A 21,917-nucleotide genomic window follows, 5' to 3' on the forward strand; every position below is an offset into this window, starting at 1 on the left:
TGTAAACAATTTCCATTATGCATCTCATGATGAGCTGAAACAGCATCTGCATGCCTATCTAATGGCTTATACCTTCGCTAAACGACTTAAAGCCATCAAAGGCAAAACTCCTTGGCAATTTATTCTAAATCAGTGGATAATTCATCCAGAATATTTTACAATTAATCCTAACCATTTCTTGGCGGGACTAAACACCTAGATAGTGTCGTCACGAGAGTAAATCTATACTGGCATGAGATATAGAATGAATCAATGAAAGGTTTTTATGATAGGCGCTCACCGACGCCATGATATGCCAGATCGCATATGGAGTCTTTTAGAGCCGCGATTGCCTGGGCGAAAAGGTTCCTGGGGAGGTATCGCCCATAATAATAGGCTTTTTATCAACGCCGCCTTTTGGATATTGCGCACTGTCGCACCCTGGAGAAATTTGCCTCCTGACTTATGGCAACTGGAAAAACACGCATCGGCGCTTTTGCAGATGGTGGGACAAAGGCGTTTGGCAAGGGGTGTTAGAATCGCTTGTGACGGAGCCTGATTTTGAGTGGCTCATAGATTTGATGCAAGCCCTATCAAAGTACCCCCTCATGCAGCAGGAGCACGTGGTGGAAACCAAGCCATAGGACGAACAAAAGGGGGCTCAATTCCAAAATACATATAGCCGTAGATGCGACTGATATGCCAGTGCGAATCTTTGTTACAGAAGATAGCACAGCTGATTGTACACAGGCTGAGGCTTTTATTGAGGGCATAAACGCCCAATGTCTTTTAGCCGACAAAGGCTATGATGCAGATGCTGTGTTAGACATGGCAAACGGTCAAACCATTCAAGCGGTGATTCCTGCAAAAAGGAATCGAAAAGAACAGTGCTTCTATGACCAAGACTTGTACAAGATCAGACATCGTGTTGAAAATGCCTTCTTGCATCTTAAGCGATGGAGAGGCATCGCCACGCGATACGCCAAAAACAGCTCCTCCTTTCTTGCAGCCGCCCAAATACGCAGTCTTGCCCTTTGGCTCCTTATTCTCTTGACCTTAATCCCATTGAGAAATAATGGGCTCACGCTACACAGATAAGACGTTCTAGATGTGTGATTCTCTATAATTATTTTATAGTTATTTGGCTATATTATACTACTTTTTTTCTGGCATGAGCATAGAATTTCTAAAATCTTGCATAAAAAGTTTCTTTGGAATAATACTGTTTTTGACCTAAGATTATCTATGTCTGTTGTAAGTCCACTATTACTTTAGTTAATATTTTTTTCTCATTCTCATTTTTTCTATACTCGACTGAACATGTATGAACTGGAACAAGTATATTATTGACTATAACAAACTCTACATCGGCATCAACAGCGGTGATTTTAAATTCTTTATTATTTTCCTGTTTAAATCTCCAATAAGGAGCCCTTCAAGCCCTCTACCCTAATGTAAAAACCATCACTGACAATCAACAAAAAAATAAACTATGCTGTCTGTAATGAACGAGTGTAATTTTGTTTTTTCCCTTTTCCTATGTTTTTATTTTCTCGGTATAATGTCGACATTTATTTTAGCCAGAAATAAATTTCCCGGAACAAAATCAAAAGCTAGATAAAAAATATCACACATGTCGTACCTGGCTGCTAAGCGCCTAAAATGTTTTAATCTATTGATATTGAACAGGTGCTCAATTAAATTGTGCTCTTTATATAGCTACTGCGTAGCCTAAAACAAAAAGAATTTTGAGGCATTCGAAGATAGAATAGTGTGAGTTTTTGAGATTAATAATGTAAGAGATAATTTTTAATTTAATATTGTTTCTTTTTCTTTTCTTAGAGGGTATTACTATGGTTGGAGTTGTATTTTGTGATACTTCATACATACTGTCCCAAAATCCTTTATATCCCTAGGGAAATAGCTCAACTTCTTTGTAGAGGTTAAAATCATGAACGGATACTCGTAGTGTTATAGACACACAGAAACTTCCGCCAGCCAAAAGTGTTGAGATTTTTTTTGAGTGGATACCGTTTTTTTGTTTTTAGGAATAAAAGTTTTGTTTGCACTCAGGGAGTAATGGGATGCTCCGTTTCCGTTAAAAGACGCACTCAATATACTTTGCACTTAGGATACTCTGCACTTAAGACATAGAACTTGGTGTTGTCGAGCTTGGGTAAAGCAACAACGTATTGCTGCAAAAGGTTCATTTGAAGTTATGCCGAGATTTTGTAGTAGATATAGAATTTGCTTTTCTCACAAAGGATCGTCTCCTTGGCTTGTTTGTTGTGCCTATTGCGATGTCACGCAAAATTAATTTCAAAAAAATTCTTGGATGTTTTTCAGCCTTTGTATACCTTACGTTCCCCCTTTTATCTAAAATGTAGGTCTATTTTTGAGGCGCATTAAAAAAATTTCCCCGAAAATCTGATAAATTGTTTTCGTTGGGTTGTACTAGTAACAAGAAACAGTCACGTAAACCATTGTTCTAACTTATTGAGGATTATTTTAGTGAAGGATAGTGGAATAAACGTTTTTGCTGATGCAGTAGACCGCTCATAATTTTTGGATAGCCTTCTAAAATGATCTAACCACGGAAATGAACGCTCTACAAGCCCGCCATTTCTGGACTTTAACCCCCTTAATATATTCTCCATGTGTACCATGCTAAGAAAAACTCCTTGCGTATGAAAACAAACCCACTGGTGTAGATATCCTTGATGCGCTAAAATGCTCACCAGCCTTAGAAATTGTTTCTTTAAGCCAAATAAGACTCTTTTGGCACACGTGCTATCATGAGTCCTGGCGCTGTGCACATCACTATTGAGCGGCAAGCTCAAGGTGTTGACTCCTAAATGTTTTTTTATATTCGACCCTTTTTTGCTTCCATCTCTTCAGTGTTTAAAAGCGCGTGGGTTCACACTCTGGATATCGATGATTCCTATGCTAGGACTTTGCTCTTTTTCCCCTCTTCATTTTGAGGGTATCTCTGGGGTTATCCATCCATTCTTCCATAGCGCAAAATTTTTAAGGATATCCCTCCAAAACCAGCCGTTTTTTGCGATATAAATTCTGCCGTTCCATACCCACCTAGCAACCTTAGTCAGCGGCTTTCCTTGCTTTTTCTTGCGCTTGTTAATTTTTTCTTCTATAACTTTCAACAGTTTATTTTTTAGATCTCTTGTATAGCTTTTTGACCTATCTCACCTCTCTTTGATGCCAATCCTATACTTTATTCCTGCTATTTCAATTTTTCATGTGACTGGTTCTAAGACGCTGATCTATGTTCAAGTTCATCTGTCGTTTTGCGTTCACTGCGCAGACTAGTGTTTATGCCTGAGAATACAAAAAACCATACAGCGTAGCGCAGAATGAAATTTGGTTTGAAATGGCGGATAAGCCTTTTAGAAATTGTAGGGCGGTTTATTCTAACGGATTCTTCATTTATTTCTACTAATTTAAAGTAGAGTGTAAAAAAAGAATGTTCATTATTGCTGATAGGATTGTTTGGGCTTGCTCAAATGTTCAGATAGTTGTGCTAAAGCTTGTTGGCGCCACTGTTGTGCCTATGAAATAAATAGACGTATGTATACGGGATCGCCTTTTCTAAGAAAAATTAAGATGCACGGCTACGCAGATTTTAAAGAAGACGCAATCATAGTAAATTTTTTCTCACTAAAAGATAATTTTAAATAAAAAATTCTTTCTAAGCATGATTCTTACGACATTTTTTTAGAAAAAAATACACAAGTCAGGAAGCTATCCAGCATTAGGTATCTTGCCTATTGTGTCTGGAATTACAATGTTTAAGCGTAGTGCTTCTTGTGTGATACAAGTTAAAAATTATAAGTTCCATTTTTTGTCAACGTTTCGTAGTATGGGGAACTTGTAACTGAAGAAAAAAAAATATATTATGTGTATGAATCGGTAATAGTGCCGAGGTAATGTATTAGAGATTCTTATGCCAGGCAAAGATTTTAAAAAAAGCGCTCACGAAGAAACAGAAGCAGAAAATGCCAGAACAAAAAATTTTGAGGACCTATTTAAAGCACTTTTAGAAGATACCTTAAAAGATCAAAAAAGTTTAGAAGGGAAAATTGTAAAAGGCAGGATTGTTGCCATTGATCATGACGCCATTGTTGTTAATGTGTCATCTAAATCTGAAGGTCGTATTCCTTTAAAAGAGTTTGGAGACGCAGAACGGAGTACCCTTAAAGTAGGTGCACAAGTGGATGTGTACATCGAAAGATATGAGGGCAGAGATGGCGGAATGATATTAAGTCATCAAAAAGCTATTCAAGAAGTTACTTGGATGAAACTTGCACAAGCCTTTGAAGAAAAAAAGCCTATTTCCGGAAAAATTTTAGGTATGGTCAAAGGTGGATTAAGTGTTGATTTAGGGGGAACTGTGGCATTTCTTCCGGGAAGTCAAGTAGATATTCGCCCTTCTCGAGATTCAGGCGAGCTTATCGGAACAGACCAAATGTTTCTTATCGTTAAGATTGATGAGGCTCGCGGAAATATTGTTGTCTCCCGGCGTGCAGTATTAGAAGAGGAGCGCGCTTCAGATAAAGCCCGTCTTCTGTCAGAACTTAAACAGGGAATGATTGTTAAGGGGGTTGTGAAGAATTTAGCTCCCTATGGTGCGTTTATTGATTTAGGGGGTATTGATGGATTGCTGCATATATCGGATCTTTCTTACAATAAACGCGTTAGCATAGAGGACGTTCTGAGAGTAGGACAAATGGTTGAAGTAATGGTTATCCGCTTTAATCGGGAAAATGAAAGAATTTCTCTGGGACTTCGTCAGCTTGAAAAGGATCCGTGGCAAACTATTCACGAGATACATAAAGTGGGAAGTATTGTACCAGCAACGATTACCAATATTACGGAGTACGGAGCCTTTGCAGAGCTAAGTGAAGGTATTGAAGGACTCATTCATGCAAGAGAAATGACGTGGCATAAAAAAGACGTTATTCCCAGTGAAGTTGTTGCTCAGAAAGATGAAGTTCAAGTCATGATTCTAGAGATTGATTCTGCAAAACGCAGAATTTCTTTGGGGCTAAAGCAATGTACAGAAAACTTGTTTGAAATTTTTTCTAAAAATTATCCCGTAGGTAGTCAGGTAGAAACTGAAATTAAGGGTATTACAGAATTTGGATTATTGGTCACTCTACCGCACGGTATAGAGTTTGCGGTTCATAAATCAGAACTTTCTTGGACCTTACCTCCAGATGAAGCGTTATCTCGTTATCATATTGGACAAAGGATACAGCTTAAAGTGACTAAGGTTTCTTGTGAGGAAGAGTTTATTGGGCTGAGTGTAAAGCAAGTGTCTAATAACGCAAGCATGGCCCGGCTGCAAGCCATAGAGAAAGGTCAAAACATAAAAGCACGTATTATTCGTATTGCAGACTCGGGTTTGGAAGTTGATTTAGGCGGTGATGTTCTTTCTTTTATTCATAGATCTGAGCTTGGTGAAGATTCAACTCACCAAAATCCTCATTTTTATAAGGTGGGCGATGTTATAGAAGCAAAGGTTACAAAGATTAACGTCCAAACTCAGCAGGTTCTCTTATCTGTCAAAGCTTTGGATCTTGAAGAACGTTCTCGTATTCTATCTGAATATACGGGAAATGTGGAGAAAGAAAATAGTTTTAGTTCTGCTTTAGAGCGTGCGTTGGAGTTTAAAGAATAACATGAATCTTTGATAAATTTTTTTGTTTGAATATAGGATTTAGGTAAGGAAAAAAAGATGTCTGAGTTTTGTGTTAAAACTTTTCTTTATGAATTAGAATCTGGAAGCTTGCGTGCTGCTTTTCCAGGAGAGGATGGAATTTGGTTAGCAAATTCAGGAGTTAAAGAAAAGATTTTGACTTTGTTCCGTTCCGGTAAAGTTCAGGTTGTAGATACGTATTACATAGATAAAGCACCGCTACTGCCGAGAAAATTTACAGTTAATGACCAAGTACGTCTTGTTCCCTTTGGATCTTCCGTGCGTTCTGGAGCCTGTGTTTCAAAAGGGGTAGTCATTATGCCGCCTTCTTATATTAATGTCGGAGCGTACATAGGTGCTCACAGTATGGTGGATAGTCACGTTTTAGTGGGGTCTTGTGCTCAAATTGGTGAGCACGTACATCTTTCGGCAGGTGTTAGTATTGGTGGTGTGTTAGAACCTGTTGAAGCCCTTCCAGTAATTATTGAAGACCATGCTTTTATTGGTGCTGGCTGTGTGATCACTTCTGGATTTCACATAAAGAGACGTGCAGTTTTGGGTTCAGGAGTATGTTTATCTCGGGCTATTCCTGTGTACGATACGGTTAAACACCAAGTATATTATGGATACGTTCCTGAAGGAGCAGTAGTCGTTCCTGGAACACGCAGTATAAGTAGTTTTTTTCCTGACACCCAATTAGCTCTTCAATGTGGTATCATTTTAAAATATCGAGATGAGCGGACGGATGCACAAATAGCATTAGAGGATGCTTTGCGTTGAGCTATAACGCTGTGAAATGTTCGAGAAAAATGATTATCTGTGTGTTCAACGCTAAAAAAATGTTTTATAATAAAAACTATGACATCTGGAACTTTGAATTAATAATGAGTATTGCGCTTTATGTTTTTTTTAGTATTAGCTTATGTTTTATTTCTGATCTTCACGGAACATCCGAGGTTCAAAACAGCACTCCAAATTCTTTGCTTAATCCCTTCGCTTTAGAAGTGTACAACGAGTGTTTAAAGAAATTTAATTCTGTAGAAGCACGTTTTATTCAAGATAATGGAAAACAACGCATAAAAGGAAAACTATATCTTCAAAAACCTGGAAAATTACGTATTATTTATGATGCAAATCTTTCCGGACAACGACGAGAAATTCTTTGTGACGGATCCTATCTTACAGAATACCTATTTGATTCTCAAGGAGAATTAGAGGAAAGCAGTTCGGTTGATTTAGCAGAAACTCCCTTGCAAATCGTTCTAAATACCCAAGGAATAGATTTACGACATGTAAAGGTTCAGCGTATTTTCTCTGCTAAAAAAAATCAAGAAGTGTTTACATATATTACTCTTGTTAAAAAAGAAGATACAGAAGACGGAAAAGTTATGCTTGTGTTTAAAGAAAATAAAACCACTGGTCCTCAGTTTTGTGGTTGGATTATTCATGATGAAAATCATAGAGAAATTAGTTTAGAGCTTACCCATGTAAATAATAACGTTATTATTCTTCCAAAAACTTTTTCTACTTCCTCTGAACCTTAATGGAGATGCGTTATACACACCCTATTTTGCCTTTAGCCTGGCGTCCTCTTCTAGATGACGCATCCTTTTGTGTTGGAAAAAGTAATATTCACGCCTTTCAGTGGGTTCATAAAGAACAGTGGCCTTGTCAACATGTCAATATTTATGGTCCAAAAGATAGTGGAAAAACGCATTTGGGTACACTTTGGGCAAAAAAGTGTAACGCAGTTTGGTTGCCTTGCCCTCATTCCTCTTTTATCAATTCTCAAGGAAGATATGTGTTAGACGTCAATATAAATTCTCTGGATGAAATAGAAACATTGAGCTGTTTAGAAGCAGTACAGACACTAAACGCACACTGCCTGTGGTTGAGTCTGCGCCCTGTACACTTGGGGAATGTACAGCCTGCACTGCGTTCTCGTCTTATGACATTTTTGTGTGTAGAAATTCAAGAACCTGAAGATTCTTTATTGGTAGAAGTTTTGAAAAAAGCATTTCGCGACGTTGGACTAATTGCGTGTTCTCAAATTTTATATTTTTTAATGAAACGCATGGATAGATCTTTTTCCAATATTCGAGATGTTGTGGAAAAAATCCATTATTATACCTTGAAGCATCGCGCTAATCTTAGTATTCCTGTTGTAAAATCCGCATTAGCATGGAAAAGCTATCCTCAAAGGATACCTGGTGAATAAATACTTTTACTTCTTTCTTCTGGAATATTTTTCATGAACAATTTTTAATATAAAAAATTATTTTTGAGGAGATCCTATTCTTTTATACACTATAAAGATTAAACTTTTTATGTGTTCTTACTGATTTGTGGATTAAACGGTATAAAAAAGTTAAGGATTTAGCTGAAGGTTCTGTGTTGTAGATGTGGATTAAGGTCAGAAAATAAGGATAAAAATCGAGAATACATTTTTTTATTCTTAGAAATAAATAAAGCGCACTCGATTTCGGAAATGTATTAACACTTTTTACATAAGCTAAGGTCCATCAAGACTGTTTTGATCTTTTAATATCATAGAACTTTCCCTATACTTTCCAAAATAATTCTCTATCTTAGGTTTCAGAAAACAAATCCTGAGATCCAGAGTAAGCAGAGCACATTGGTAGAAAGAATATATTGATTTTTAAATTTATATAGTGTACAATTAAAAGCCTAAAGGGGTCATAGCTCAGCTGGGAGAGCGCTACAATGGCATTGTAGAGGTCAGCGGTTCAATCCCGCTTGGCTCCACAACATTAGCTTTTAACTTTTCTAAAAAAGATTTTAAAATTTTTTAATGATCTTTTTTGATTTTAGAAATCTTTTTTCCCTCTTATTAGGCTCTATTCAAAGAAAGGGTTTGCTTTTTTTTAAAGATGATATAGAATACAATACCATTAAACAAAAATAGTTCAAAATTTTGAAGTCCGAAAAAAACTTTTTTAAGTTTGGACGATTTCTCCTATTAGGTTTTGTGAGCGGTATTCCGTATTTTTGGATTTCAATAACGCTTCCTTTGTGTGTTGCTAGCCAAACAGTACATTCAGAGTATTTTAAAGGGTTGAGTCTACTATTTTTCCCCTACGTTTTGAAACCTTTTTTCGCTTCCATACTGTATTATTTGTCGACATCCATTATTCATCGTTATTTTTTTAAGTACACCGTGCTCGCTGTGCAAACTATTATTATATTCGCTTTTTATCAAAGTTCCCAGTGTATGTCTCCCTTACAGTTTGAAGTTCTTTGGATATGGGGGTGTGTCATCGCATGCTTTGGAGCAATCCAAGATATTATTTTAGAAGGCTACCGCATTAATGTGTCCAAACCCCAAATTTCCTCTACGCAAAACCTTCTTGGAAATCAAACAGGATTTCGCTTAGCTGGACTTTTTGTATCCAGTGGTGCCTTGGGGATTTCCCATTACGGGTCATGGAAATTAGCCAGTTACGTTATTATAGGAGCAATAAGTATTGCTATGCTGTTAATTGGAGTGAATTCTCCATTTCCCAGAGAATTGTTTACAAAGGAACAAGAATCTTCATCGTACTGGGCCTCTCTGAAAAAAGAGCTAAAAGATTTTTTTTCCTGGAATCGTTTTCCCTTAGTGCTTTTGATACATCTTTTTGCCTACAAAATGATTGATGCATTTATTCGATGGATGTTACCTTTATTTTTGTACGGCCAAGGATATTCCAATATAGAGCTGATGTATGCGGACAAAGGTTTAGGGTGGGGAAGTGTCCTACTGGGAGGGTTTGTTGCCCATAAAGCGCTTCAACGCATCCCATTAAAATGGGCTTTGTTAGCCTGGGGTATTGCACAAACGATTGCAGATTCAACCTGCCTATTTCAATGGTATCTTGGAAAACATATGGGGCTCCTTTTCTTTAATTCTTTTCTTCATCAAATGCTCTCTGGTGTAGGCAATCTTTTGATATGGGTGTATATTTCTGATTATTGTCGCTCTTCTCACACTATGATGCGTTATAGTATTATAAGTGCTTGGTTTACGCTGGATCGATTATGCGTGACATGGTGCGCCAGTTTGGTGTATGGACGTACGCACTTTTTAACTTTTTTAGCATTAGGAATGCTTTTTTCCGCACTTTCCGCCATGACATTTTTATATTCTCAAAAAGTTATGAACCGTACTCTTTAGTATATTGCAGAAGTCAGCGGTTCGGTCCCGCCTAACTCCACAATACTAAATTAAATTCTTGATTAATTATTTATTATTTCTTTTTTTTTGTCGCCTTTAAATCCTCATTATTTTTCCTTACTCTTTAAATCATCATGATTTTTCCTTACTCTTGAACCAATTGAGTCTATTATTGGGGCTTTAGGCTTATTATTCCTCTTTTTCGATGTACGGTCTTTTTTATCGACGACTTCGTTACTCGGCTTGAGCGGCTCACTCTCTTTGCTTTTTGATTTCTGGGTTATGGTCTCCTCTTCTGGTCCGCTCAGAACTTGTAAGGCTTGAATGTTTTCATGGGGTTTTTTAGCTTCCGGTTCTAGGGAGTCCCTATCGTCCTCCCACTCTTCATTTTCGGCCTCGGGCTTCTTTTTGAAGGCGTTTTTCATTGCTGAAGCTCCTTTCCTGAACCTTCTACCCCAACCAAGCAAGGCATTTTTAGCTTTGATAAAGTTATTTTTAGCTTTATTTTTAAGGCTTTTTTCAGACAATGCTTTATCTTCTGTATTGGATGCTAGATCAGATTTTCCCACGCCTTCTGAGTCAGCGACTTTATCAGCCTCTTTGTTAGGCGGAAAAACAATTTCAGACGTAGGCGAAGAAACAATTTCAGACCCTTTTTCAGACCCTTTTTCAGAGTTTTGGGTACTAATTTTAGAATCCTGAGGATCAATAGTAGAGTTTAAAGATTTAGTGCCCGAGGAAAAATCTCTGATACTTTCCTTAAGCTTACTTGCGGTTTTCTCAGTTTTAGGCTCTACAAAATCCAATAATATTTCTTTGGTTTTATCATTATTCAGTGCTTTCTCAAACTGATCCTCAACACTTCGCCGCACTTGAGTTGATTGAGAAGATTGTGAGGACGCTCCTAACAGTTGAGGTGTACTTTTAGATATATCAAATATATCATTTTTTCTTTTTCTTGAAGATGCTTCCTTTTGATTTTTATTATTCTCCCCGTTATCCTCCCTAGACGCTTTTATCTTTTTATTTCGGGACGATGAGAGCGCCTCTTTCCTTTTTTTAGTGCTCTTTTCATCTTGTTCTAAGTCTTCCTCTACGTCTTCCCATCTATTTTTAGAAAATCCTGGTAAGGCGTATCCTATCAAAAGATAGAATAAAAATATTTTTTTATCCATTTTTTAAAATTGTTCTATATATCACAAAAAAAATTATAAAATAAAAAATATAAAATTATATTAATTTTATTATTTAAAATCATCGAAAATAAGTATTTATCTTAAAATATTTAATCTATTGACAACTTCATGTAGTAGAATATGTCCATGTTAATACAGAAAATTACAAGAATGTTCCCGTGCATTTTAAAATGATTTTATGGTATTCTTCAGAGAGTAATTTTTAAAGAATAAGAAAAGCTCATGCGCCAGTTTGTCATTACCGGAGCTGCGGGATTTATTGGATTTCACGCAACATTAGCATTGTTAAAACAAGAAAAAGACAGTGTCGTTGTAGGTATAGACAATATGAACCCTTATTACGATGTAGAACTTAAACGAAGTCGCTTGGCCCAGCTGACAGACTATCCCAATTTTATATTTTATGCATACGATATCTCTTCCCTTGAAGATATGAAGTGCTTAACTTCCCGTCATCCTGACACTACTCATGTTCTTCATTTGGCCGCGCAAGCAGGTGTCAGACATGGGTTAACGCATCCTTTGTCCTATGCACACACCAATCTTTTGGGGTTTGTTCATATAATAGAAGCATGTCGTCATTGGAAAAAGTTAGAACACCTTCTTTATGCCAGTAGCTCTTCCGTTTATGGTGGCAACACAAAGTATCCTTTTTCTGTTCAAGACCCTGTGCGTCACCCATTATCTTTGTATGCCGCAACGAAACAAAGTAATGAACTTATTGCCTATGCCTACCATCACGCTTTCCATCTTTCCTGTACAGCGTTACGTTTTTTTACGGTATATGGCCCTTGGGGAAGACCGGACATGGCTATTTTTTTATTTACAAAAGCGCTTTTTGAAGATCAGCCCTTGACCTTGTTTAATGAGGGAAATATGTGGCGTAGCTTCACTTTTATTGACGATATTGTGGACAGCGTAATCCATCTATTAAGGGCACCGCCTTTCACAGCTCCCCTCTATCAATTGCTCAATTTAGGCAGCAATAATATGCACAGCATCAAAGAAGTACTGGAAATCTTAGAGCACCTCACCCAAAGAAAAGCTTCCATTCAACGAGAGCCTGCCCATATTATGGATGTGCCAAAAACTCAGGCCGGACTAGATCATCAGGACTTAATATTCGAATCAAAAACTCCATTAGCAGTGGGATTAGAACGATTTGTCACGTGGTATAAGCAATTTTATTTAGGAGCCTAATTATGCTGTTTCATCAACATCCTTCTATTGGTATCATTGGTCTTGGATACGTAGGGCTTCCCTTGGCGGTGGAGCTTTCTTTTCATTTCGATGTGGTGGGGTTTGATATTTCTTCATCTCGTATTGAAGAATTAATCCAAGGAAAAGATAGGACACAGGAAGTCTCTTCTCAGCGATTACAGCAATGTGCGGTGCGCTTCACAGATGATCCAGCACTTCTGGCACCTCAATCCCTTTACATTGTGGCGGTACCTACACCTATTACCCTGACGTTCGAACCAGATCTCAGTCTGTTAACCCGTGCATGTAAAACACTGAGTCCACTAATACGGCCAGGAAATATTGTGGTATTTGAAAGCACCGTATATCCTGGCGTGAGTGAAGATTTGTGTGGACGTTGGTTGACAGAAAATAATACATTCCAGCCGGGTATCGATTTTTTCCTAGGGTATTCTCCTGAACGCATTAATCCGGGAGACCGTCAGCATAGCCTTGCTTCTGTTACGAAAGTTGTATCAGGCCAAACTCCTGAAGTGACCAATATTTTGAAGCACCTCTATGGCAGTATTAATGAACATAATATTTTTGTGGCAAAAAGTATTAAAGTTGCAGAAGCAGCCAAAGTTTTAGAAAATACTCAAAGAGATATCAACATTTCTTGTATCAATGAAATGGCTCAAATTTGTCAGGCATTAGGTATTTCTGTCTATGATGTCTTAGATGCAGCGGAGACAAAATGGAATTTTTTACCTTTTCGTCCTGGTCTTGTGGGAGGGCATTGCATCGGTGTTGATCCTTACTATCTTGCATTTTGCGCTAAACAGCACCACGTATCCTCTCACGTTATTTTAGCAGGACGACATATCAATGAAGAGATGACCCAAATGATGGTCAGAACTGTTCAGCAGCTTCCCTCTGGAAGCCGTATTGCAGTTTTAGGACTTACCTTTAAAGAAGGTGTCCCCGATGTACGTAATAGTAAAGCGATAGAAGTAGTCCAAGCTCTTAAGCAAACGTACTCACTTGATGTGTTTGATCCGTACGCACAAGCGGAAGAAGTATTCCGTATATTAAGTATTCCTCTTAACACTCAGTTTCAGCCTCCCTATGATGCTATTCTGCTTTTAGTGCCTCATACTGTGTACACAGCAATGCAGGTTGCTCAAATAGAATCGTTACTAAGACCTCAGGGATACGTATTTGATATCAAAGGAATTTGGCGTTCTTTTTTTTGGAAAGACCTTCACTATTGGACGCTTTAGAGGAATGGGGATTTAAATAAATAAACTATGAACAGACATGATATGGATGCTATACATTTTTTAGCACGTAATGATTTAACTATTCCCCTTCATCATTATATAGAACGATGGGGACAATGCCCTATAGAACGCTGTAAGATCATTGTAGTTTTAGGCGGAGACGGCTGGATGTTAAAAAGCCTTAGCCGGTATGCTTTCTTAGAAAAACCTTTTTATGGGTTAAAGTTTGGCAGTGTTGGCCATCTCATGAACGCAGGAATAACCAGAGATGGATTACAGTCTGCTATTGAGAATGCATTAGCGTATACGTATTTTCCTTTTTCTGTCACAGCACTAGGTAGTGGTTCTAATGTGCTATCGTTTCTTGTATTTAACGATATGTGCTTATATCGTCAACGCTATCAAGCATTGAAACTTAAAATATATATTGATGAGACCATAATATGTCCGTTGCTTTTAGGTGATGGCATCGTATGCAGTTCTTTGCTGGGAAGGTCTGCATATTATCACTCTGCCGGAGGGAAGTTTTTTGATCTTCCCTACATTTTGGGTCTTTGCGCACTTAACACTTCAGCCGCCACACCATGGAAAGGAGCGTTACTTCTAGCGCATCAAACTCTGAGCGTAGAACTGCTTAGTCCCGAGAGTCGTCCTGTTTTATTAGGGTGGGATGGACAAGATAAAGCCCTTGAATCAAGGTATACTAAAATTCAAATAAGTGCTCAAAGTACTGAAAGGATTACTTTACTGAAAACTGGGGCACCCTTTATAAAATAATCCTTGGTAGAATAAAGAAGTTTTAAAAATTATTTTTATAAAGGAGAAAACTCACAATCAAAACGCACCTCTGGTATTCATGAAGTGAGGAGCCTGGCGCAAAGTTTTAAAGTATTGATTTTATATTGAAGTAATGTTATGGGCTGATCTCACGTGTTGTTAGTGGAGTCCAGAACATTCTGACTAAACGAGAAGAGAGAATGCAAAAGTAGCAGTGAGCACAACGCTCTATGCCAAACATCAAATTTAGGACGGTTGGATAAAATTAATACGTACATTCCGCAATTCGGTTTTACCATCATTCCATAGCATAGTGACGTGATGGGACGATATCTTTTACATTTCGTAATACCCCTAAAAGTTGTAAATTTTTTTGAACTTCCACATTCTATGCGTAAGTAAGTTCATCTAAAATCAACATTTTTAGCTTTAACAGTAGGCTTTTTGCAACGCAAATGCACTGCTTGTTGCCTTTTAGAAAGTTTTAGAGAACAACGATATATTATTTCTTTAATTAAAAATATTCTTTTTTTTATTATAATAAAAAAGAATATCTAACATCTTGTGTATAATGATGAACTTAACGAATAAGAGATTTTTTATATTAACGACCTCGACTTTTTTGTGGAATACTGCTGGAGCATTGCCTGAAGATATAAAGACGCGCCCCCATATAAATATTTCTTCGAAAAACGACTTTCAGGAAATAGAGAAGATCTCCACATCCCAAAAAAATACTGAAAGTTCTGCTTCTTGGAGGGAACTCATACCAGTTCTTGACGATGCGAAAAATCTCTTTGAAGAGCGCGAACTAATAATCGGACCAGAGATTTCTTCTGAAGAGTTCAATCAAGCAATACAAAAGCTCAACGAAAGCTTAGAATTTGATGTAGAAATTTTGTCTGAAGTCTTAAAACCAAACAATGATTTCAAAGATAAACTTTGGAGTACACTATTTAAGAAATTTGATCATAAAAACCCTCGTCCATATATTGCTTGTTTACTAGCATTTTTTTACAAAAAATTAATACACATTTACCTTTATTCTAGTAAGAGGGATATGATTTTTATAAAACAACTGTATCAGACGTTAAGTTTTAATTTTATTTCCAAAAATACTCCTTTAAAGAAGAAAATTACTCAACTCTTTAAAAACAAAGAAAAGTTTACTTCTGAAGAGATGGATACTTTTAGAGAAATTGAGAGTATGGGGCCGCGCGAAGCTACAAAAAAAGTGGTAGATAATACAAGGCGCCTTATAAAAATTTTTATGGACAATTTTTCAACGACGCAAGCACTCCTTGAAGCTTTATCGGAGTGGGTAAAAAATAAGGAGCTCTTTCAGAAGCACAGTAAGCCCGAATTAGAAAGCTATCAGTATGATATTGCACAATCTTTACAAAAAATAATGAAAATCAAAAAAATCGTAGATCAAGTTTCCTTAGAACTAAGGCACATTGAAAAGGACGTGCAGAAAGTAAAAATGTAATATAGGATTACTCTGATACTCCAAGAGGTCCTGAAAAGATTAAATCATTTTAGGCTTCTAATGACCAGGGATGGCATGCTTGATATTTCATATTTTTGCATTTACTTTTCTTTCTAGAATTTATCTATAGCTAAAATAAATATGAGTGTACGTCAGAGAATGCGGTATCTAATATTAATAGAAGCCAAGAATAAGAATACCACTTTAGCATAGTGTAGGGCAATTTTGCACCATTGTTTAAGATAAACAATGGTGTTTTTACCCAAAAAAGGTAGTATATAGCAGTTTTTGTCTTAATTTCTCTGAATTTTTCACTTGTTCTTAACAAAATCATGAAAACTATACAATTTTTAGACGCTTGATTCACCATATCATCGCCAGCAGAAGCTTTGTCAACCAAAAAATCCCCTAAAGCTCGGTCTTCGATGCGTTTTGGAGATTCGCGTACAATTTTTGGGGTATATTATTTGTGAGACCTATTCGCACAAGAAATCAAGATGCATTCACAGCCAGCTGTATCCTTGGTGTTGAGCTCTCTTTTGAACAGTTTATTTTTTAATTATTACTGCGTGAGGGTGTATTTTGATAAAGTTTTTATTAATTATAAGCGACTCATAATAGGATGGATGCTGAATTTTTTCCAGACTTTCTTATCTCTTCCGAAAATCAATCGGCGATTTGTTTGATCTCCCTACCGTCATACGGGAAAAAATGGCACAATGGAGTGTTTTTTCTCAAAATCCAAACAACCGAATTCATATATTTCTGGTATCTTTTTGGCTAGACCACACCCCAAAACCTCTCAGCCTGGAAGATGGATTTCACAAATCCTAAACGTAATACAAAATATCGTGGTAACGGTGGGCTTTGTTGGAAGATTTTTTCATAAAAATATACGTTCTAAAAAAAATTACCCCTTCAGTGAGCGCATTTTATCTCGTGACTAAAATCTCTACAACTTATTAATAAATCCACATCTTTTCTTTAAACTTTTTTCTTTTAAACTGATCTTCTACCCCCCCCCCTTATTTCTGTGACAAGTCTAGTGCTCTTCATAAAATCTCATCCTTGTTTTGTAGTGGGGAGTAATCTTTTAAGGACTAACTCAAATTGTTTCAAGTATAAATACCGTTTTTAGAAATCATCTTTCTGGATTTCATAAAAGTTTTAACTTCTGAAACACATTGTTAGCAATAAATTTTATTTTTTCTATGTGCTATATTGTTAATAAAACGATCTCATTTTTGTAATACTTTTTTTCTTGTATTGAACCAAGAAAGTACATAAAACACAGGCGCAGCGATGAAGATTGAAGATATAGTGCCAGAAGCAATACCCACAATCATGGGTAAGCTGTAGCTTCCAATAACAGTTCCTCCTAAACCATAGAGTACTAATAACGCTGTTAGGGTGGTTAAAGAAGTTAGAATAGTTCGAGAAAGCGTTTCATTAATACTTAAGTCTACCAACTCTCCGCAGTTTAAAGTTTTTTTATATCCTCGGTTCTCTCGGATTCGATCACAAATAATCACGGTATCATTCACAGAGTACCCTGCAGTAATCAAAAATGCTACCATAGCTCCTTCGCCAATCTCCTGTTGAAAAAGTGACAAAAACAATAATAATGCAGAACAATCGTAGGCCAGGGAAATCCAGGTAGCAAGAGAAAACATCCAATCAAAACGAATCCATACATAAAGACCGATTCCAAGTAAAGCAAATATTAGAGCCCATAAGCTCGCTTGCATTAATTCTTTTCCTAATTTTGCCCCTATGCGATCATATTTTTCAAATACGACGGAATCTTTCAACTCTTCCTGGAAGCGTTTTTGAATACGAGTAAGATCTACTTTTTTATCCGCAGCACGAATTAAAACCATATGCTTTTTCGTATCTCCATACTGCTGAACAGTGGATTCTTTGCCAAAATTATCTGGGTGCTGCACGATACGGCGTAACTGTGCCAAATGAGGAGGACGAAAAAAACGCACCTCCAAGAGAATACCTCCCTTAAAATCAATCCCCCAATTAAGTCCTTTGTACCACAGTGTCCCTGCGGTAAAACAGAAAACCCCTATTAACAGGGTCATGGAAAACCATATATGTCGCGTTAAAGAAAACGGTAACGATAAACGAGAAAAAGAGAAAAGCGCCATAGTACCTCCCTTAAATCAGTATAGATGTAGACGGAAATCTTTGTAGCCAAAAGCTTACCATAGTACGGGTCATAGAAATCGCTGTGAACATAGAGGTCATAATTCCTATCGCCATAGTTACTGCAAATCCCCGAACTGGACCACTTCCAAAACCAAACAATAACCCTACGGCGATTAAAGTAGTTAAATTAGAGTCTATAACCGAGTTCATTGCTCTTCGATAGCCAGAGTCAATAGCGGGTAAAAGTTTTCGACCTAAGAGTAATTCTTCTTTTATACGTTCATTCACGAGTACATTTGCATCTACTGCCATTCCCACGGTCACTGCCATCCCTGCGATACCCGGCAAAGTAAGCGTCGCACCCATATAAATTAACACTGTTATTAAAAACAAGAGGTTAAAGCCGACAGCAATCACTGCAAACGTTCCAAACCATCCATAACAAAACCACATTAATGAGGCTACCGCCCCAATGGCTACAATAGTTGCAACGATACCACTTTGGATAGAATCTGCACCCATCCCTGGTCCTACAACTTTTTCTTCTAAAATAGTTAATGCAACAGGAAGAGATCCCGAACGAATCATGGTCGCCAATCCCTGACATTCTTCTAAAGTTTGATTTCCCGTGATTACTGCCTGACCGTTAGGAATATGGCTCTGAATTTTTGGAGCGCTAAGTATCACGTTATCCAAAACAATGGCCAGTACTCGACCTGTTTCTCGAGTAAGCTCAGAAAATTGATAACTACCTTCAGACGTCAACATCAACGAAATACAGGGGCGATTCTGCCCATCCTCTGCTACATGGTAATCCGCTTTTGCACTGGCTACATCTTTTCCTGTCAAAACAATTTCTTTGTCTAAACGATAGATACGTCCTTCACGATCTTTACACTCCCAGACATCTAGATTAGTCGATGTTTTCTCTGCTACCCAATAAAAGTTTAACTTTCCCGTTTTATTTAACCGACTTTTTACTTTTTCCGGGTCTTGAGATCCTGGAATTTGCAGCACAATATTACGATCTCCTTGGACTTGAATCAAAGGTTCCACCGTACCCGTTTCATCGACACGTCGTCGAATCACTTCTACACTTTGTGCTAATGCCTGACGTTGAAGTTCTTTTTTTAAGCGATTGCTGTAGGAAAAAAAAACATTTTTCCCCATAATCTTACAGTCCATATCCTTACTCAAAATATGACGGGCAACTTCCTCCATTTGTTTACTTTGTTGCAAAGATTGAAGTTCAAAAGAAATTCCGTTCCCATCAAACTTTAATGCGCGATAGCCTATTTTTTCCTTTAAAAATGCCTTTTTTAATCTTGAAGCATATTGATTGCTCTGATCTTTAAATAAATCTCCTGTTCGGGCTTCTAAAACCAAATGAACACCTCCTTGGAGGTCAAGACCCAAAACAATTTTTTTATAGGGCATCCATTGCGGAAGAATATTTGCAGGAATTAAGCTTGGTAATACTACCATGATACTAACACATACTAGAAGTGTTATCCATATTATTTTAAATCTAGATACGTATACCATTGCTTAGCATTTTCTCACTTACTTCATTTTTTTCATTATTCCATATTTATTCAAAAAGCTCAACTAGCACTATCGAAGATGGTGTGCAACGCGATAACTTAGTGCCTGAGTTATGTGGCTAGGTAAAATTTTTTCTGCTTGCTCTAGATCTGAAATGGTTTGTGCTACCCGCGCAACGCGATAGTACCCCCGCATAGAAAAGTCAAACCGATTGGCTGCTTTTAACAATATGTTTTTAGAATCCAAATCCATATCTAGTGCATGATCCAGAAGTGTTGAGGGACATTGGGCATTGCAGTAAAAATTTTGATCTTGATAGCGTAATTTCTGTCGATCCTGTGCTTGGCGAATTAGAGCGCGGGTATACTCTAATTCATCAAAAGGAGTAGGATCTGGAAAAGCTTTAAAATCGATATCCGATACGTTCATAAATAAATCAATACGATCTAAAAGAGGACCAGAAAGATTGTTTTGGTATCGGGTACCACACTCCGGGGCCTGACGGCATTCTCTGGAAGTTTTTCCTAAATACCCACATTTGCACGGATTCATAGCGGAAATAAGTTGAAAATTTGCAGGATATGTGACGTGATAATTTGCACGCGAAACCACTGCCTGTCGAGTTTCCATAGATTGACGCAAGGCGTCAAGTACACTTCTTGAAAATTCGGGCAGTTCATCTAAAAACAAAATTCCTTGATGGGCCATAGAAATTTCTCCTGGCGTTCCCTTCAGCCCGCCACCTACCATGGACGCCATGGATGCAGAGTGATGAGGAGCACGAAAAGGACGCTGACGCATTAATCCCCGTCCCTCTTTCAAAACACCAGACAAACTATGAATCATGGTCACTTCTAACGCTTCTCTTGGGGTGAGAGGATTCAATAAACTCATTGTACTTTTAGCCAATAATGATTTTCCTGTTCCCGGAGGCCCTACCATTAACGCGTTATGACCACCAGAAATACTAATAATTAGTCCCCATTTTGCATGAATTTGTCCGTGAATTAACCCAAAATGCTCCGTGGAAGGCTCTATTGAATCTAAAATAGGCTCCGGTACACTGAGCACCTGACTTCCTTTAAAATGATTTACCAGTTCTAAGAGATGGTGGGGTGCTAAAATAGATAGCTCTCCTCCCCAACGAGCCTCAGGTCCACAGGCTCCCGGACAAATCAATGTACGTCCTAACGAGGCGGCTAAGAGGGCACTGCTTAATACACCAGATACAGGTTTGATACTGCCATCCAGACTAAGTTCTCCTAAACTAATAGTGTATTTAAGCTCGGGAGGTAAAATTTCTAGTCCCATCATTAATCCTAGTACGAGGGGTAAATCATAATGACTGCCCTCTTTAAGAATATTTGCGGGGGATAAATTAATTGTAATGCGCTTACACGGAAATCCAATACCAATAGATTGCAGCGCAGAACGTACGCGTTCTTTTGCTTCATTTACTGCGCGATCGGGAAGACCTACAATACTTAACCCCGGAAGGCTTCCGGAAACAAATTGAACTTGTACTTCAATTAACAATGCTTGAATCCCTTGAAAAGCAACCGTAGACAGTGTATGAACCATTTTCTGTAGAAGTTATTGTTTAGTTATTTATGATAAAAAATTAATAAATTTTGTCAACACATAAAAAATATAAAAATTTATTAATTTTTACAAATTAATTCTTTTTTTTATTGATAGATTAATACGTTCGGTCTCATAAACTTGGGATCAAAATAATGTTAGGGTACAGTCATAAAAGACCCTGTTCAACATAAAAATTATAAACGCTTTCATATTTTGAAAAAGAAATTTTGAGAAATGTAATAGTTGTAGTAGTTGTATTATACTGAAGTACGAATAAAAATAGCCCCATACAGCGAAGATTTAAGATCAAAAGTAAGAAGCTTATTAGAGAGCGGAGATAACAAAAAAAGACAGCGATAGTATTTAAATTAAATCGAGAAAGAGTTTTAAATTGGCATGCTAGGTATAAAAATAAAGGTCATTATTTACGAAGAACGCTATTGGACTAAAGCCAAAAGTAACAAAATTAATTATAGAGCAACCTATCATTTCATAAATCTACTAGAGTATGTCATTACGAGATTGTAGCCCACATCAAAAGTGCCTTTACGCATAAGCTGGAACAGTATGATTTTGTATTTTTGATGTGTCTGGTTGCTATACCCCGCCATTCTTTAAATTTCTGAACCGTATTTTCAATACTATATCTGAGCTTGTAAAGATCAGTATCAATCTTGCTCTAAATGATTCTATTGCTTTTGTGTGGAATCACAGGATTAATGCCCCATACTGTAACATGATCCATTATAGCATTTGTATCATAAGCCTTATCTATTATCCAATGCTTAGCGTCTATATCCGCTATTCATTCATGAGCTTGAGTACAATGGTTTCTGGA

The 21,917-nt window shown here is 37.3% G+C and carries 16 protein-coding genes, 1 tRNA gene and 3 pseudogenes; 13 read left to right on the forward strand and 7 right to left on the reverse strand.

Annotated elements, in window-relative coordinates; all coding sequences use genetic code 11:
• Both HCUR_RS08850 and HCUR_RS06840 read left to right on the forward strand, forming a co-directional pair.
• Positions 1–199 (forward strand): annotated as a pseudogene (locus HCUR_RS08850) (IS481 family transposase); the annotation flags it as partial.
• Positions 200–265: 66 nt separating this feature from the next.
• Positions 266–1,077, forward strand: a pseudogene (locus HCUR_RS06840) (IS5 family transposase).
• An 873-nt stretch (positions 1,078–1,950) separates the two neighbouring features.
• On the opposite strand, the gene HCUR_RS09305 reads toward HCUR_RS06840, so the two are convergent.
• The 3 genes and pseudogenes from HCUR_RS09305 to HCUR_RS06855 form a co-directional block, all read right to left on the reverse strand.
• Positions 1,951–2,094 carry a hypothetical protein gene (locus tag HCUR_RS09305; protein WP_207760976.1) on the reverse strand — a complete coding sequence of 48 codons (144 nt, stop codon included), beginning with the start codon at positions 2,092–2,094 and terminating at the stop codon, positions 1,951–1,953.
• 356 nt (positions 2,095–2,450) lie between these two features.
• Positions 2,451–2,852, reverse strand: a pseudogene (locus HCUR_RS06850) (transposase); the annotation flags it as partial.
• A 99-nt stretch (positions 2,853–2,951) separates the two neighbouring features.
• The gene (locus tag HCUR_RS06855; RefSeq protein ID WP_104207345.1) at positions 2,952–3,140 is read right to left on the reverse strand and encodes a hypothetical protein; all 189 of its coding nucleotides are present in this window, start codon (positions 3,138–3,140) and stop codon (positions 2,952–2,954) included.
• 800 nt (positions 3,141–3,940) lie between these two features.
• Here HCUR_RS06855 and HCUR_RS06860 point away from each other — a divergent pair.
• The 6 genes from HCUR_RS06860 (at position 3,941) to HCUR_RS06885 (ending at position 9,869) form a co-directional block, all read left to right on the forward strand.
• Positions 3,941–5,677 carry a 30S ribosomal protein S1 gene (locus HCUR_RS06860; protein WP_104207346.1) on the forward strand — a complete coding sequence of 579 codons (1,737 nt, stop codon included), beginning with the start codon at positions 3,941–3,943 and terminating at the stop codon, positions 5,675–5,677.
• A 57-nt stretch (positions 5,678–5,734) separates the two neighbouring features.
• Positions 5,735–6,475, forward strand: coding sequence for a 2,3,4,5-tetrahydropyridine-2,6-dicarboxylate N-succinyltransferase (locus tag HCUR_RS06865; RefSeq protein WP_104207347.1), 741 nt, complete (start codon positions 5,735–5,737; stop codon positions 6,473–6,475).
• A gap of 104 nt (positions 6,476–6,579) precedes the next feature.
• Entirely contained in the window at positions 6,580–7,239 is a 660-nt protein-coding gene (locus HCUR_RS06870; RefSeq protein WP_165780848.1) for a LolA family protein, read from the forward strand.
• Positions 7,239–7,913, forward strand: coding sequence for a P-loop NTPase family protein (locus tag HCUR_RS06875; protein ID WP_104207349.1), 675 nt, complete (start codon positions 7,239–7,241; stop codon positions 7,911–7,913). The genes HCUR_RS06870 and HCUR_RS06875 overlap by 1 nt, the downstream gene beginning before the upstream one ends.
• A gap of 475 nt (positions 7,914–8,388) precedes the next feature.
• A tRNA-Ala gene (locus HCUR_RS06880) sits at positions 8,389–8,461 on the forward strand.
• A 370-nt stretch (positions 8,462–8,831) separates the two neighbouring features.
• Positions 8,832–9,869, forward strand: a complete 1,038-nt coding sequence (locus HCUR_RS06885) for an MFS transporter (RefSeq protein ID WP_129591971.1) — start codon at positions 8,832–8,834, stop codon at positions 9,867–9,869.
• Between the two features lie 107 nt (positions 9,870–9,976).
• On the opposite strand, the gene HCUR_RS06890 is transcribed toward HCUR_RS06885, so the two are convergent.
• On the reverse strand, positions 9,977–10,675 hold the full coding sequence (locus tag HCUR_RS06890; protein ID WP_165780850.1) for a hypothetical protein: 699 nt from the start codon (positions 10,673–10,675) through the stop codon (positions 9,977–9,979).
• Between the two features lie 612 nt (positions 10,676–11,287).
• Here HCUR_RS06890 and HCUR_RS06895 point away from each other — a divergent pair.
• The 5 genes from HCUR_RS06895 (at position 11,288) to HCUR_RS09310 (ending at position 16,740) form a co-directional block, all read left to right on the forward strand.
• Entirely contained in the window at positions 11,288–12,265 is a 978-nt protein-coding gene (locus HCUR_RS06895) for an NAD-dependent epimerase/dehydratase family protein (RefSeq protein WP_104207352.1), read from the forward strand.
• Between the two features lie 2 nt (positions 12,266–12,267).
• The gene (locus HCUR_RS06900; RefSeq protein WP_104207353.1) at positions 12,268–13,527 is read left to right on the forward strand and encodes a nucleotide sugar dehydrogenase; all 1,260 of its coding nucleotides are present in this window, start codon (positions 12,268–12,270) and stop codon (positions 13,525–13,527) included.
• 27 nt (positions 13,528–13,554) lie between these two features.
• Positions 13,555–14,304 (forward strand): diacylglycerol kinase catalytic domain-containing protein, encoded by a 750-nt coding sequence (locus HCUR_RS06905; RefSeq protein ID WP_104207354.1) that lies wholly within the window; start codon positions 13,555–13,557, stop codon positions 14,302–14,304.
• A gap of 571 nt (positions 14,305–14,875) precedes the next feature.
• Positions 14,876–15,793 (forward strand): hypothetical protein, encoded by a 918-nt coding sequence (locus tag HCUR_RS06910; RefSeq protein ID WP_104207355.1) that lies wholly within the window; start codon positions 14,876–14,878, stop codon positions 15,791–15,793.
• Between the two features lie 719 nt (positions 15,794–16,512).
• Entirely contained in the window at positions 16,513–16,740 is a 228-nt protein-coding gene (locus tag HCUR_RS09310) for a hypothetical protein (protein WP_104207357.1), read from the forward strand.
• Positions 16,741–17,031: 291 nt separating this feature from the next.
• Here HCUR_RS09310 and secF read toward each other — a convergent pair whose 3' ends face one another.
• The 3 genes from secF to HCUR_RS06935 all read right to left on the reverse strand — a co-directional run bounded on the left by secF (position 17,032) and on the right by HCUR_RS06935 (position 21,076).
• Positions 17,032–17,949 (reverse strand): protein translocase subunit SecF, encoded by a 918-nt coding sequence (secF, locus tag HCUR_RS06925; RefSeq protein WP_104207358.1) that lies wholly within the window; start codon positions 17,947–17,949, stop codon positions 17,032–17,034.
• A 10-nt stretch (positions 17,950–17,959) separates the two neighbouring features.
• Positions 17,960–19,435, reverse strand: a complete 1,476-nt coding sequence (gene secD, locus HCUR_RS06930) for a protein translocase subunit SecD (protein WP_165780851.1) — start codon at positions 19,433–19,435, stop codon at positions 17,960–17,962.
• 129 nt (positions 19,436–19,564) lie between these two features.
• Complete coding sequence (locus tag HCUR_RS06935) at positions 19,565–21,076, reverse strand: YifB family Mg chelatase-like AAA ATPase (protein ID WP_104207360.1); 1,512 nt, start codon at positions 21,074–21,076, stop codon at positions 19,565–19,567.
• Between the last annotated feature and the right edge of the window lie 841 nt (positions 21,077–21,917).

Source organism: Holospora curviuscula (assembly GCF_002930195.1).
Lineage (GTDB): Bacteria > Pseudomonadota > Alphaproteobacteria > Holosporales > Holosporaceae > Holospora > Holospora curviuscula.